Source organism: Ignavibacteriota bacterium (assembly GCA_016212665.1).
Lineage (GTDB): Bacteria > Bacteroidota > Ignavibacteria > UBA10030 > SZUA-254 > FW602-bin19.
This window is the reverse complement of record JACREZ010000021.1, coordinates 1-14,730: the sequence shown is the minus strand read 5'-3', so window position 1 is coordinate 14,730 and position 14,730 is coordinate 1. Positions and strand designations below refer to the sequence as shown.

Annotated in this window: 14 protein-coding genes; 8 read left to right on the top strand and 6 right to left on the bottom strand. The window is 42.2% G+C overall.

The features are described from left to right. Positions 1-8: 8 nt before the first annotated feature. Both HY960_06680 and HY960_06675 read right to left on the bottom strand, forming a co-directional pair. Positions 9-2,819 carry a TonB-dependent receptor gene (locus HY960_06680; protein ID MBI5215423.1) on the bottom strand — a complete coding sequence of 937 codons (2,811 nt, stop codon included), beginning with the start codon at positions 2,817-2,819 and terminating at the stop codon, positions 9-11. A 27-nt stretch (positions 2,820-2,846) separates the two neighbouring features. Beyond that, positions 2,847-3,686: a hypothetical protein gene (locus HY960_06675; protein ID MBI5215422.1), complete on the bottom strand. Its 840-nt coding sequence runs from the start codon at positions 3,684-3,686 to the stop codon at positions 2,847-2,849. Between the two features lie 158 nt (positions 3,687-3,844). Between HY960_06675 and HY960_06670 the strand changes: the two genes are divergently transcribed. From HY960_06670 to HY960_06635, 8 genes are all read left to right on the top strand, one after another. Further along, positions 3,845-5,098 carry a T9SS type A sorting domain-containing protein gene (locus HY960_06670; protein MBI5215421.1) on the top strand — a complete coding sequence of 418 codons (1,254 nt, stop codon included), beginning with the start codon at positions 3,845-3,847 and terminating at the stop codon, positions 5,096-5,098. 194 nt (positions 5,099-5,292) lie between these two features. Continuing rightward, positions 5,293-6,153, top strand: a complete 861-nt coding sequence (locus tag HY960_06665; protein MBI5215420.1) for a hypothetical protein — start codon at positions 5,293-5,295, stop codon at positions 6,151-6,153. A gap of 13 nt (positions 6,154-6,166) precedes the next feature. Continuing rightward, entirely contained in the window at positions 6,167-6,625 is a 459-nt protein-coding gene (locus tag HY960_06660) for a hypothetical protein (protein ID MBI5215419.1), read from the top strand. 7 nt (positions 6,626-6,632) lie between these two features. Then, on the top strand, positions 6,633-6,893 hold the full coding sequence (locus HY960_06655) for a PqqD family protein (protein MBI5215418.1): 261 nt from the start codon (positions 6,633-6,635) through the stop codon (positions 6,891-6,893). A 37-nt stretch (positions 6,894-6,930) separates the two neighbouring features. Then, complete coding sequence (locus HY960_06650) at positions 6,931-8,805, top strand: VCBS repeat-containing protein (GenBank protein ID MBI5215417.1); 1,875 nt, start codon at positions 6,931-6,933, stop codon at positions 8,803-8,805. Then, entirely contained in the window at positions 8,802-9,857 is a 1,056-nt protein-coding gene (locus tag HY960_06645; protein MBI5215416.1) for an ATP-grasp domain-containing protein, read from the top strand. Before HY960_06650 ends, HY960_06645 begins: the two co-directional genes overlap by 4 nt. A 109-nt stretch (positions 9,858-9,966) precedes the next feature. After that, positions 9,967-11,313, top strand: coding sequence for an alanine racemase (locus HY960_06640; GenBank protein ID MBI5215415.1), 1,347 nt, complete (start codon positions 9,967-9,969; stop codon positions 11,311-11,313). 9 nt (positions 11,314-11,322) lie between these two features. Next, on the top strand, positions 11,323-12,921 hold the full coding sequence (locus HY960_06635; protein ID MBI5215414.1) for an urea transporter: 1,599 nt from the start codon (positions 11,323-11,325) through the stop codon (positions 12,919-12,921). A 118-nt stretch (positions 12,922-13,039) separates the two neighbouring features. On the opposite strand, the gene HY960_06630 is transcribed toward HY960_06635, so the two are convergent. The 4 genes from HY960_06630 to HY960_06615 form a co-directional block, all read right to left on the bottom strand. Next, positions 13,040-13,288, bottom strand: a complete 249-nt coding sequence (locus HY960_06630; GenBank protein ID MBI5215413.1) for a YgiT-type zinc finger protein — start codon at positions 13,286-13,288, stop codon at positions 13,040-13,042. A 1-nt stretch (position 13,289) separates the two neighbouring features. Beyond that, positions 13,290-13,601 carry a DUF4258 domain-containing protein gene (locus HY960_06625; GenBank protein MBI5215412.1) on the bottom strand — a complete coding sequence of 104 codons (312 nt, stop codon included), beginning with the start codon at positions 13,599-13,601 and terminating at the stop codon, positions 13,290-13,292. Between the two features lie 76 nt (positions 13,602-13,677). Next, complete coding sequence (locus HY960_06620) at positions 13,678-14,133, bottom strand: DUF1801 domain-containing protein (GenBank protein MBI5215411.1); 456 nt, start codon at positions 14,131-14,133, stop codon at positions 13,678-13,680. 183 nt (positions 14,134-14,316) lie between these two features. Beyond that, positions 14,317-14,499, bottom strand: coding sequence for a type II toxin-antitoxin system HicB family antitoxin (locus HY960_06615; protein MBI5215410.1), 183 nt, complete (start codon positions 14,497-14,499; stop codon positions 14,317-14,319). Positions 14,500-14,730 lie beyond the last annotated feature (231 nt).

Genomic DNA, 14,730 nt, shown 5'->3' with positions numbered 1-14,730 from the left:
GTAACCAATTACCGTAGCGTATAAGTAAACATCAACAGCAAATATCTTCCAAGTACCTGATTGTTCGAATCTTCGACGTAGGTTTCAGTCACTGAGCGATTGACGCTTGTATTTTGGTTGAGCAGGTCGGTAATGGTGAGGCGGATTTCTCCGTTTTGATTGTCGAATATCTTTTTACCGAGACTGAGATTCCATAACCAATAGTTTTGGTTGTACGCATCGCCCAAACCACTGTAGAGCATGTTCGTCAATTCATTTCGTAAAACTAAACTCTCCCAAAATGTTGCATTGAATTTCAAACCGGAGTTGTGGTAGTAATAATTGTTATCCAATTCTTCCTGCAACGAGTTGCGGGAAATATTGTAATTGCCGGAATAGGAAAGTGTGTAATCCAGGTCCTCGCTGATGTTACTGCTGACAACGACGCCTGCATTAATTCCCGATGTACTCGTGATGTTCTCAACATTGTTAATGAGTCCGGGAGTTTGAGAAAATGTGTAGCCCGCGTTCATATTGAGATTGCTTTTGATGACTTCAAATGGAATACCATGTGTTATGAATGTGCGGGCGTTCCAAGAATTATCAAGGTTGACCGGAGTAGTACGTTGCACTCCGGTTGGTACAAGAAGATCACTTGCATTGGTAATCGTTGAGTTACCGATATAATTATTTGTCAGGGATGTCATGAACATGAGAAATGTGCTCTTTGTTCTATCAATGCTTGTGAGGGAATATCGAGACATCAATGTATGCGTAAGAGACGGTTTTAAATCCGGATTCCCTGAAGTAAGCAAAAGTGGATTTGAATTATCAACAACATTTTGCAGTTGATTTATTGAAGGTTCACGCGTTGAAGTCCGGTAATATGTATGGAGGTTCTTCGTTTCGGAAATTTTGTACTGCATGAACGCAGATGGGAGAAGATTGTAGAATATTTTCTTTGTTGAAGAAGTGAACGGAAACACCTGTCCGCCCTCCAAGTCGGAAATCTGATAAGACATTTCAAGATTCAAATTAATCGAAGAATCACGCCATCGGTAGGCAACACCCGCGTTTTGTGTCGTATATGTATTCTCATATTGATTTGAAAGCGTTGTATCTAGCTGCGAATAGGAGTATGTAGAAGAATCAAGATTAAATCTCCTGTAATCGGCGTTGCTTTTCGAGAAGGACGGATTGTAAGAAATTTGAAGTTGTGTGTTCTCAGCGATAGGTTCAGTATAAACAATTCGAGAAGATATTGATGAGCCATCGGTTTTCGTCGTTGTATGTTGATTAATGATTGGTTTTAGGTTTCCATTGTTATGATAATATGTAACATCAGAAGTATTGTTTCCTGTCCCTTCTCGATTGTTAAAACTATTTCTTAATTCAATAGAAAAAGTCCGTCCTGTAGTTTCAAATCTGTGTCTGAATGTTAATTGATTTGAAAGATTATTTCCCGTTGTGTTTGAGTTGTTGTCAGTAATGGTATTGTTAATGAGCAACGAATCATTCAACATGGTACTGCCGAAGAGATAACTTGACGAGTTGTTATCCTGAAAAAATAAACGTGGCTGAAGTATGAGAGAGTTCATCGTGTCAATCGTGTATTCAAATCGCATCTCAAGGCGATGATTGAAGTTCTTCGTTTCAGCGTCAGAAAATTGGTCGTACGTCCGTGTCGAATCAGACGAAGTGAAATATTGCCTTTGCAGATTTTGCAAATTGTTATTTTGTGTCCGGTTGAAAAAGTAACTGTGTTGAACAGAAAGTTTCTCTCCCCAATTATCGGAGTAGTTTACACCGAATGAGTTTGTTGATGCAATTCCGTTTTGTTGACCGACGAGAAAATTACTCCCACCGAATCCACCTTGAAATTGTCCGCCGCCACCACCACCACCACCGCCGCGTTCAAACCGCATTCCGCCCATTCCTCCTCCTCCGCCACCACCACCGCGTCCGCCACCGCCGCCCCCCATCACTCCGACCAAATCCTGTTGCGAAAAATTTTGTTGGTTAATATTGTTTGAAAGTCCAAGAATAGATATTCGCGTTCCTTGCTGAAAGTGGTTGAGGTTTCCTCCGCCAATATATTTCCCCGCATCACCAATTCCAGCATACGCTTTTCCGAACGTTCCTATTCTTCGTTCAGGACGTGTAACCACGTTCATGGTTTTCACCGCTTGCCCGTCATCGAATCCGGTAAACTGTGCCTGGTCGCTTTGCTTATCGAATATTTGAATTTTATCCACAACCTCAGCAGGAAGATTCCGCAAAGCAAGTGTCGGGTCATCTCCAAAAAATTGTTTACCGTCCACAATCACACGTTTCACTTCTTCTCCATGTGCTTTTACGGTTCCTTGTTCGACCGTCACGCCCGGCATTTTTTGCACAAGGTCTTCTGCAACCGCATCTTTGTTGAGTTTGAATGCACGCGCATTAAACTCTGTCGTATCTCCTTTTTGAAATGTTCGGGGAGCCATTTCCTCAACGACCATTTCATCAACAGGAATTTCTGTCTCTGTCAATTCGAGTTCGCCTGCATTGACACTTGTCTCAGTAACCCGGACAAACTTAGTAAATTTTGCATACCCGATTGAAGAAACATCAAGCGAGTATCCGCCAAACCGAATGTTTGAAAATAGAAAATTCCCATTCGTATCGGAAGGCATGATATGAGTTTGAGTCGTATCTCTCCGATGGGTTATTTTGACATGCGCGCCAATGATGGGCTTTTTCGATTTGCTGTCAATGATTTTGCCAGTAAGATCGGCAGTTTGAGAATAGACTTGAAGGCTGAGAAGACTCAGCAACATGATAAGGTACAATTTTTTCATGGAGTGAAGATACGAATAATTTACGTGTTACTTGGATTCAGAAGTCGAAAGGCGAAACTCGAAACTAAAGTCGAGCGGTTGTGGACGGTCGCCACGAGGTCCTCTCCCGAACTCTCCGCCGCGTCTTCTTCCTTGTTGCATATCTCCGTCTGGTGGTTCCATATCGCCGGGCATTTGTCCGCCACGTCGTCCTTCGCCCATTCTTCTTCCCGGTCTCATGCCACCAAAAGTTCCCGATTTAATTTCGACTTTCACAATCGAACCGAGTGATGCTTCAAGTGCATACGGAGTCGCTTTTGTTTTTTTTAGCGGGACTTTCACTTCATACACAATCGTCGAATCCTGTTCCCCGATTTTCATTGCGAATCCATTTTTCTCAATTATCGAAAACCGGTGCCTGTCATTTTCGTCGTTACCGATAATTTCATATTCATTCATTGATTCTTGAGAAAGTTTGTCCCACTCTTCGCGAGAGCGTGCCTCTTCGGAAGGAAAGGAAGTCGGGTTTTCAATTTTCATCAATCCCATTGGATAATTCAAGCCAAATCTTGTTCCGCTTTCGGATTCGAACCAAAGCGTCAAACCCAGCCCGCCGAGTTGTCTACGAAATTGCGGATTTGGCGACTTCAAACAGACATAGACGAACTCATCATCATTTCTCAATCCTAAAGAAATAGGGGAGTCTTTGATGTTTGTTTGATAGGAACTCCAGTCGTTGGCGTTGCCGTCTATTTGGATTTCGTTTGATTTCCAAACACTCGAAAGTTGGGTGGTAGAACTGCAACCGAGTAGGAACAATCCAAGAAAGAAAGTCAAACAGATGTTGAAAATATCAAGCGAAATGAGTTTTTTTGAGGGCGTGTTCATTGTAACCTATGTTGTCTGGGATTTAGACTGAACAATGAAGAATGGGTTTAATGAAAAAGGAGCGAGGGATAGTTTTAACAAAATATTTTCTTCAAACCCTTGCAAATCTCTGTAAAGAATGATATACTCAGGCAAATTATTTTAAGGTATTTAGGGATATGAAAAGTTATTTTACTCGATTTTTAATTTTATTACTTGCTTCTTCATTAACGCTGATTGCCGAGGAACCATGGTTTTCTCAGAACAGCGGGACTTCGAGCAATTTGAGGTCAGTATTTTTTGCCAATAAGTTGGTTGGTTATGCTGCGGGTGAGGGGGGAGTTATCCTCAAAACAACGAACGGAGGAAGCGTTTGGAACGACCAAACATCCGGCACGACTGAGACTTTGAATTCGGTTGTGTTTGTCTCCGTATCATTGGGCTGGGTGTGCGGGAACAACAATGTTATTCGAAAAACAACAAATGGTGGAACCACATGGACAAATACCAATCACGGAATTCCTGTTAATAATACTTTCAACGGTATTGTGTTCACCGATAATTCTTACGGCTATGTTGTGGGACAATTTGTTGGTGATGTAACAAAGTCGGTTGTGTATTCAACGAATGATGGAGGCGCTTCATGGACACAAACGTTATTTGATGACAGGACTCAGTATTTTACCTCAGTACATTTTCCCAATTCCATAAACGGATGGGTGACAGCAAACAACGGAAGAATACTTCATACGACTGATGGCGGAACTAATTGGATTTATCAGAGTTATGCCGCGAATCGAAGTATCTTTTTCACGGATGATTCTGTAGGATGGGCAAGCGGAGATGGAAACGGAATTTACTGGACATCGGATGGCGGAACAAATTGGAATTCCAATAACGCTTCTCAAATGTCCTTTCTTAATGATGTCCATTTTATTAATCGAACCGAAGGATATGCCGTCGGTTCTCCCTCCGACACGGTAGTAAAATCAATTAATGGAGGAAGAACATGGAAAAGTCTTCCGACAAAAACAGCTGGACGAGTTTTCAATTCGGTTTTCTTTGTGAATAGTGATACCGGCTGGGTTGTTGGCTCCGGTGGAATGATATTAAAGACAGTGAATGGTGGGGAAACTCCGACTGGCATACATGATGATGAAAACATTCCCGCTTCTGTTCATTTATATCAAAATTATCCGAATCCGTTTAACCCCAAAACTGATTTTAGATTTCGGATTTCGGATTTCAGATTCGTCTCACTCAAAGTATTCAATATTTTAGGGAAAGAAGTAGCAACGTTGGTTCATGAAAAGAAAACGAAGGGTGAACACAGCATTGAATGGGATGCAACAGGTTTTCCAAGCGGAATATATTTCTACAAACTTCAAGCAGGTTCTTTCATCGAAGTGAAGAAGATGTTGTTGAGTAAATAATATAAGAAATTGATTGGACGATTGTTCGGCAAAATAATTTTTTGTATAATTGTCCGCCCGCATTTACTAACCCGCCGCGATGTATGCACAACTCTTTCTGCAGAAGATTAAACTATTCGCGGGAAGTCAGTCTCTAACATACAAATCAATATCATTTGTTCATCATAGTCTTCATTATATTTTTCAACAGCGTTATGTTCGGACAGGACGAAACCAATCGTTCCTCTTCAAGGCAAACGAATGAATCTGCACAATCGGATGTACGAATCCATTCATCTGTGTTTTATTCGTATGGCTCCTATTCAACTGCGACCGTATCAAAATCCGTGAATACGTTTCTTACGCTCGAACACCAGAAGAAGAATTTCTATACTTTCGGTTACCATTGGCTTTCATTTTCGAGAGACGATGTCGGTCTGAATTATTTTTCTGAGTACGCTTTCATTGGAAAAGGTTCGATGCGTTTGGGGAATCGTGTAAGCGGAGCGTTGTTTTATTCCTACAACTACCAGAGCGAAATCGAAGATATTTCTAACCCCTTTATCTTTCATGCGTTCGGAGGAAGTTTCGGCTATTGGCTGAACTATGATGCATCTGTCGGATTTACATATTCCGGCGCGATTCAAATCAGCGAAACGAACACATCAAGAGGAAATGGCAGAAATCAATCAACAACTACATCCGATTATGCTGTGAATAATTATTCCGGGCATTTCATTTACAATCTCGGCTCCGGAATTTGGATAACGACTTCTGCAATTGCTTCTGATTCGAAATGGGCTGGCAACTTTCTCTTTGTCCGGCAGAACATAAACGTATCGCTCGGAAAATATACACGCATGAATGTTTCGGTAGGATTCGGACGACGAACATTTTATTTCGATGAAGATTTACTGCTTCTCTACAATCAACCTGAAGTACAAACCGGCGGCTACATGCTCGGAGGAACAATCGGCATTACGAAAAATTTCAACATCGCTCCGTCGTTCGAGTATGATACATTCGATAGTTACACTATCACCTACGGTTCAATCGGTTTTCGATATTCATTTTAACAAAGGATAACTTATGAAGAATTATAAAATTCTGTTTTTACTTTTTGGTCTCTTGATTTTTGCCGGCAGTGTGTATGTGCAAGAATCGAAGACATCAAATCAAAACGGAACGACGTTGACAACGGAAGTTTCGTTTGATTATGACTCGGCAGTTCCGACCAAACTTACATTCGATGTGAAATCAAACAAGAAAAAAGTTTATCTTGGAGTTTCGCTTTATCCCGCGACAGTGAAAGATGCGCTGAAAGATGGAGAGCATCAGCAAATCGAATTAAATGGAGAAACATCAGATAAAGTGATTAAAGTTGGGAAGAAATTTGTCGGCGGTTCGTTCGAGGCGGCAGTCTGGGGAAAGAAAGTATATAAAAACGAGTGCACAATCGAGGATTGCTACTGGTGCGGAAAGAGCGGGTTTCATCTCGACGAATTGCTCGTGTATAAATCAGGAACGTTTTCTTATTCACATCAATAAAATTGTTATGGCAAGTTCAATTCAAACACAAAGAAATTTGAAAGAAGAAATTACCCTCACACCAAATGGTTTCCTCTTCGACCATGTTACGGGGTTGACCTACACTGTTAACTCAACAGGTGGACTTATCCTCAAGCATTTGATGGATGGAGAATCAGCCCCTGCAACAATTAAAGCGCTGACATCAACCTTCGATGTCGGAGAATCAATCGCACAAAAAGATTTGGAGGAGTTCCTTGAGCAGGTACGAGCGTTTGGTGTTCTATAACCTCGCAGTTATAGTGCTTCTTTTTACGCCCGCAGTTATGAAAGCACAAAATGAATTTGTTCCGAGATGGTTCACCGCGCCGTGGGATTCCGGAGGCTATGACCCATCAAGCGTTGTCTGGTCAATGGTTCAATCGGAATTGGATTTGGACCAGGACGGAAAGAAAGAATTTCTCATCAGCACACAATGGAGCAGTGATTACTTCAACATGTTGTATCTCTACGAAGCGGTTGGGAACGATAGTTTTCAAATCGTTTGGTGGTATTCGCTCTATCCGTACTCGAATGATTACAGCACAGTAACGGTCTCAGATTTGGATGGAAACGGTCGTCAGGAAATTCTCTGTCTGCTCGACCCGATTGATACAACATATCATGGCTTGTATGTTTTTGAATGGGAAGGATATGATAATGGTTTCCCGTTCGTCCCGACGACGACATGGGATTTTGGTTTGGGACATTGGTTCCAAGAAGGAAGTTCAATTCTCGCAAATGATTTAGATAACGACGGACGACAGGAAGTCGCAGTTTCGTTTGTCGAAAGTTGGGACACGTACAAAAGTAAAGTGATGATTTTTTCGTTGCAGAATGATTCGCTCCTCAATCCGACATGGCAAATTGAATTTGTTGATTCCACGACGTTATCTGTCGTTGGTTACTCGCTTGCCGCAACCGATTTGGACAAAGACAATCGAAAAGAACTTGTCGTTTCCGGTTGGGATACGCTTCGTGTTGCAATCTATGAAAACACAGGAAGCGCGGACAGTTACGCGCTTTCAGTCAACATAAAGAATCTTTCTTACTATGTTGATTTGGTGAATGATGGTTTTATCGAAGCAAACTTTGATAACGATGCTACAAATGAATTGTATATGTTGACGGCGAACGGGGCATTGTTTGTTGCAACGAATTCAGGTGATGTGAGCCAAATGACTGCGGCAGATTTTGTTTGGCTTGCTCAGTATGATGTGTACAACGGTATGGTTGGGATGACAAAAGCAGATTTGGATACGAACGGCGTTCCCGAACTGTATCTTGCCGGAAGTTACAATGAAGCGGTGTATCGTTGTGAATATCTCGGCGGCGCAGTGAATGATATTTACAATTATTCATACTCAACTGTTTTTATGGATGATACAACGGATGACCACACTTCAGGAGACGACCAAGGATATTTTCGTCCGACAAAAATTGCCGCAGGAGATTTCGATGATGACGGAGTTCCCGATATGATTGTTTCCTCGGCAAGTTTTGCTTTGGATAAGCCGGTGTTACTCTTCGTTGAACAAAGTCAGAATGTTTTTGTTCCTATCAACGCGGGATGGAACATTGTTTCTGTTCCTTCGTTGGTGATTGATAATAAAACGAGTTCACTCTTTCCCAAAGCAACATCGTCTGCGTTTGCCTTTTCAGAGACAGGATATTATCAGAATGATTCACTCCGGGTTGGAGTTGGATATTGGCTGAAATTCTCCACACCGGAAACTGTTGCAATAGCAGGTTATGAACTATTGACAGACACAAATGATGTTTTCTCCGGTTGGAATATGATCGGCTCTGTGTCTGATTCAGTTTCCGTTTCATCAATCACAACGATACCAATTGGTTTGATTGAGTCATCTGTATTCGGATATAATTCAGGCTACACAAGTACCGAAATTATCGAACCGGGAAAAGGATATTGGCTGAAGGCGAACGGGAGTGGAAAGATTATTTTGAAAACTTCAACTCTTCAAGCCAAACATTCTTCCGGTTTGATTTCAAATCATTATTTGACTCGAGATTCCTCACCCGCTAAAGCGGGATTCGGAATGACAGAACCAACAAAGTTGGAACAATCTCTTAGAATACATTCAAAGAGACATGAACAGAAATTATCAAAGAAAACATTTGTTCGAGGACATCGCCCATGACAAAGAAACTTAACATCGCAGTTACAGGATTGAACGCAACTGATAATCCCGCTCCGGGAATTCCTGTTATCAGAAGCGTACGCCATGAACTGAAAAACATCGGTAAGATTATCGGCTTGACGTATGACGCGTTCGATACGGGAATTTATGACGGCGATTTGCTTGATGAAGTGTATCTCATTCCGTACCCTTCGGAAGGGGAGGAGGCGTTACTTCGACGTATCGAATACATTCATTCACGCACTCCGATTGATGTGTTCATCCCGACGCTTGATTCTGAAATTACCAATGTCAATCGTTTATCAACCGAATTGACTTCGATGGGAATTAAAATGTTTCTCCCTACGGAAGAACAGTTTCGTTTGCGGTCGAAGGCGTTACTTTCAGATTTTTGCAAGAAGCATAGCATCTCTTGTCCGAGAACTATCACCATTAACGATACACGGTTGTTGGCAGATGCGTTCAAAACACTCGGGACACCGATCGTCGTGAAGGGAACATTTTACGAAGCGTACATTTCCTATACAGTGGAAGAAGCAGTAATCAATTTCCAACGATTGAAAGCAAAGTGGGGATTACCCATCATTGTTCAGGAATATCTTGCAGGAGAAGAATATGACGTTGCCTGCGTCGGAAGCGGAACAGGAAAACTCATTGGCGCGGTGCCTATGCGAAAACTTCGTTTGACGGAAAAAGGAAAAGCATGGGCAGGAGTGACAATCAAAGATGCTGTTCTTACAAAACTTTCTGAAAAGCTCATTAAGGCTCTCAAGTGGCGTGGACCATGCGAGTTGGAGTTTCTCAAAGAACAGAAATCCGGAAAATATTATTTGGTGGAAATTAATCCTCGCTTCCCGTCGTGGATTTATCTTTCGGCAGGTGCGAATGTGAATTTGCCGGCAACCGTTGTTCATCTTGCGCTTGGACAAAAAGTAAAGCCGTTGCCACCGCCTCAACCGGGAATTTCGTTCGTTCGTCACGCAACAGATTTGGTTTGCCCAATCAGCTACCTCGAGAGTTTAACAACGCTTGGAGAACTCATTTATCATTGAATCATTTACGATTGAATCATTGACGATTTATTAAAAATGATACAATGACTCAATCGTCAATCGTCAATTTAATGACCGTTTAATAACACACTATCACTGAAATAAACTTATGCCTCAAAAACAGTTTTACGAAAAACCTACAATCATCCGGCACTCGGTCGGTTTATCAAACAAATTCGGACGCGCTCCAGGAACACTTCCGATGACGCATATTGACGGCGTTGCGGTGAAAGAATTGGTTCAGAAATTCGGCTCGCCGTTGTACGTTGTCTCCGAAAGTACATTACGGAAAAAATATCGGGATATGCAACGTGCGTTCAGTCTCCGGTATCCGAAAGTGCAGATTTCGTATTCCTACAAAACAAATTATTTGAATGCAATTTGCGCCACGCTTCATAAAGAGGGAGCGTGGGCGGAAACTGTTTCCGGTTTTGAATATGAAATCGCTCGTTCGTTGAACATCCCCGGAAAGCAAATTATTCTCAATGGTCCGTACAAAACCAAGAAAGAACTTGAAAAGGCAATCAGTGAAGGTGCTTTGGTTAACATTGATTCGTATGATGAAATGTATTTACTCGAAGACATCGCTCGTGAACAGAAGAAGCAGATTGAAATCGGTGTGCGGGTGAACATGGAATTGAACTATCCGCCGTGGGATAGATTCGGATTCAATGTTGAATCAGGGCAAGCCTTTGATGCAATCAAACGAATGATGAGTAACGATTTGTTGAAAGTGCGCGGCTTGCACTGTCACGCAGGAACGTACATTGACAATGTGGAAACCTATCGTTTGATGGCGGAGAAGTTGGTAAATTTCTATCATCTCATCAACAAAGAATTAAAAATCAAACTACAGTATTGGGATGTTGGCGGCGGATATGCGGCGCCGAATACATTGCACACAGCGTACTTGCCCGGAAGTCAAACCTGTCCGACGTTCGACCAATACGCGGAAGTCATCGGACCAATGTTATTACGCGGACCCTTTACGCCGAATGAAGCGCCGTTGCTATTCCTCGAACCCGGTCGCTCCATCGTTGAAGAAGCGATGCACATGGTTTCGACAGTTCATGCGGCGAAGCGACTTTCAACCGGCGCGAAGTCGTATGTGATTGACGCGGGAGTCAATCAACTCTTTTCGTCGTTCTGGTATCGTTATGATGTTGTACCGGCGCAGGAGGGGGGAGTTGCGATGGAAGATTCCTCCATTTACGGTCCGCTTTGTATGCAGATTGATTGCGTCCGTTCTTCAATTTCTCTTCCGCAATTGAGAAGCGGCGATTTGGTTGTAGTGAAAAATATCGGCGCGTATAATTTTTCACAAAGTATGCAATTCATTCAACCGAGAGCGGCGATAGTAATGATTTCGGATGGAAAGCCGCATCTCGTTCGTGAACGCGAGACGATGGAATACATCAAGCAGTTGGATAAAGTCCCCAATCATCTGAAAGCATAAGGCGAAGCGATGGAGCGACCAAACGCTCTCCTCGATTTCTTTCGTATCGTTCTGAAGAGTTACGCACACACGCTTTTCTCCGAGCGATACATCCCCGCGCTCTTGTTTCTTGCGGCGACGTTCTACGACCCGTACATCGGGTTGTTCGGTCTGCTCGGAAATATCGGCGCGAATGCGGTTGCGGCGTTACTTCACACGGACAAAAATTATTTGCAGGCGGGAGTTTTTGGAATCAACGGGCTTCTTGTTGGTATCAGCGTCGGTTTGTATGTCCCGATAATTACCGAAGCGCTCATTGTCCTGCTCATTAGCATTGTGCTTTCGACCGTGATTGCCATCGGTTTGCTTTCTTCGCTGACACGAAATCGTCAGTTGCCGATTCTCAGCATTCCGTTCATCATCACGACGTGGGCAGTGCTTCTCGCTTTGAAATCAATTCATCAGGAAACGCCGCACGCTGTCATTCAGCCATTCTGGTTGAGTGATTCAATCAATCAAACATTGGCAGATGCTTTTCCTGATTGGCTGAATTCCTTTCTTACTTCGTTCGGCTCGACTCTTTTTCAGCCGTCCGTTTATTCGGGAGTTCTCGTTGCAATCGGTTTGTTGATTATGAGCAGAATTTCTTTTCTGACAGGCGTGGTCGGCGGGATTCTGGGAATTGTTTTGCATACCTGGATTGGCGGCGATATCAACACAGGTCAACCATTTTCTTCCGCTTTGAATTACATCATCATTGGCATCGGGCTTGGAGGATTTTTCGTCGCACCGAATCTCTCAAGTTATTTGTACGCTGCGAGTGGAGTTGCAATCGGCGTGTTAGTAGTGAACGGATTGAACGCTATGCTTGAACCGTTCGGACTTCCCAGTCTTGTCGCGCCGTTCAACATTGTTATGTTCATCATGATGTATCCGCTTCGCAGTCAAATACTTTATACATCGCGTGCAGGGTTGTATCTCGTGCCGCTCTCGAAAGTTCATTCGCCTGAACAAAACAGGAAATGGTATCTCGAACATCATGGCAAGCGAAGTAACGTTCACTACTCGTTACCGTTTTACGGGACATGGTTCGTCTATCAGGGAGAACACGGACATCATACACACAAAGGGACGCAGGCATACGCATACGATTTTGTTGTGCTTGATAATGAAGCAAAACAGTTTAAAGGATTTGGCGTGGCGCTGGAAGATTATTATGCCTTTGGATTACCCGTTCTCGCGCCCGCAGATGGACGAGTGATTGCCGTAATGAATTACATTCAGGATAATCCTCCGGGTGTCGTGAACGAGATTCACAATTGGGGGAACTATGTCATCATTCAACATTCGGAGACGGAGTTTACAGAAATCAGTCACTTCAAGTATGGCTCGCTCACGGTCAATGTCGGCGACCACGTAAAAGCGGGACAGGTTCTTGGTGTGTGCGGCAATTCAGGTTACTCGCCTGTTCCGCATCTTCACATTCAACGACAGAAAGGTCCATTCCTCGCCGCCGAGACCGTGCCGATAAAGTTTTCAAATATCTTCATCGAGTATGATGGAAAGTTGGATAGAAAGGAATTAACCGCGTTGCCGTTGGGGGCGTTGGTCTCGAATACTGAATCGTAACGTTGATGAACGCAAGGGGGGCAGGGTGTGGAGCGCGCGGGTGAGTTTTGTTATCCGTTATATGTTACTCGTTATTTGTTTGATGATGCTATTAACTGATAACGATTGACTTCTAAAACTAAGTTAATGCAACAGTATAGGACTCACCAACACGCGAAAATTCTTTTGTGTCTCGAAGTTCGAGTTTCCTTCTAATGTCTTCAAATTGATGAATAGTTTCTTTTGAATAGAGTCGCTCACCACAATGGAGACATACCTCTGCCTTGACTTTAACAGTTGCAGTGTTCGTTCCACCGCGTAAAAGTTTCTCTACATTTTTTTCTACCATTGTGTTTCCACAAACAGGGCATTCGGAAAATGGAATCATGTTATGTTCTCCTGAATCTATAATCAATACATAAAAATTCGTCTGGACGATAAACAGTAATCAATACTGACCATTTATTGATTTCGTTGTATGCCCAAACACTATGTATTGGTTCTTTTATTTTGTTATATCCTAAAATCAAACAACTTGGAAACGGTTTATCGTTTGGATAGTCTTCAATAATTTCACCGTTAATAACAGAAAATAGTATTTCATTTAATGATAAGTTATCCTCAATAGATTCTTCATCAGCATGGTCAGACACACGCACTTTGTTGTTGTGAATTGAATCTATTATATCCGAAATATTCATTCACATAGATTATACATAACTGTCATATTTAATACAAACTCATTGAGAAAGAAAGAGGAGCGATAATATGAAAAAATTATTTTTTTACCCGGCTTTCATAAACAGCAATCCACTCCTGCGGTGTCATCTTCGAAACTAACTCACCGATAAACTTGTACGGTATCTGGTCGAGTTTCTTGAAGCGGAGACAACTTTTTCCCATGTCAATTATTTCTTTCGTATGTTTGGGATATTCTTTCTGAAACCATGCGAGCAATTTCGGGTCTGCATAAATACCCATGTGATAGAGAGCGACAAAATTCTTCTGAGAGGCGATGTTCAGAAACGGCAACGGTAATTTCGGATTGCAGTGGTAGCCGTTCGGGTACAACGAATGAGGAACGACATATCCGAGCATTCCGTAACTCATCTTCTCAGAAAATCCTTTAGGAAGATTTTTGAGTATGACTTTTCGTAATTCAGTCATCACTTTTTTTCTGTCTTCGGGGAGACTATCGAGATATTCTTTCGGGGTTGTGGCTTTGGATATCATAAGAATTAGAGAACTTATTACTGTGATTGATGTTGGAACAATGTACTCAACACGAATCAGAATTTCAAAAAATTGATTGAATAATATTCAGTCAAAGTTTCCTCCAGGGTATTATTGTATGGAATGCGGGGTTAGTTGGTTTCTGGGTTTGATGTGGAGAGTATTGGTGATAAGCACTGTGTTTTACTGAGGTACTGGGATAGCATCATGATTTTTTAATGCCGATTCAATCCATGCTCTTTGAGCTTCGCGAAGATTTGTTATTGCTTCATCAGGAGTCCGTCCATCACTTTGACATCCTTCCAGTAATGGGATAGTTGCAAAATATCCTCCACCATCTTTTTCTGCAAGTGGCGTTATCTCAATCTTTTATGGCAATCTGATAATTTTATCAACGTTCATTTGACTGTGAAGATAAGAAAAACTTCAAGTCAAACAAAGATGAAGAAGCAATACCGAGTTGACTCATAAAAAATGTAACCGAAAGGGTTTGAAAATGGAGTCGTTGCCTCATAAGTTAGGTAACCCAACAATTTCAAGGAATTCGGTAGTGACTCATGCAGCAAAACAAGAATATTTACATGAAATCAAAGAACG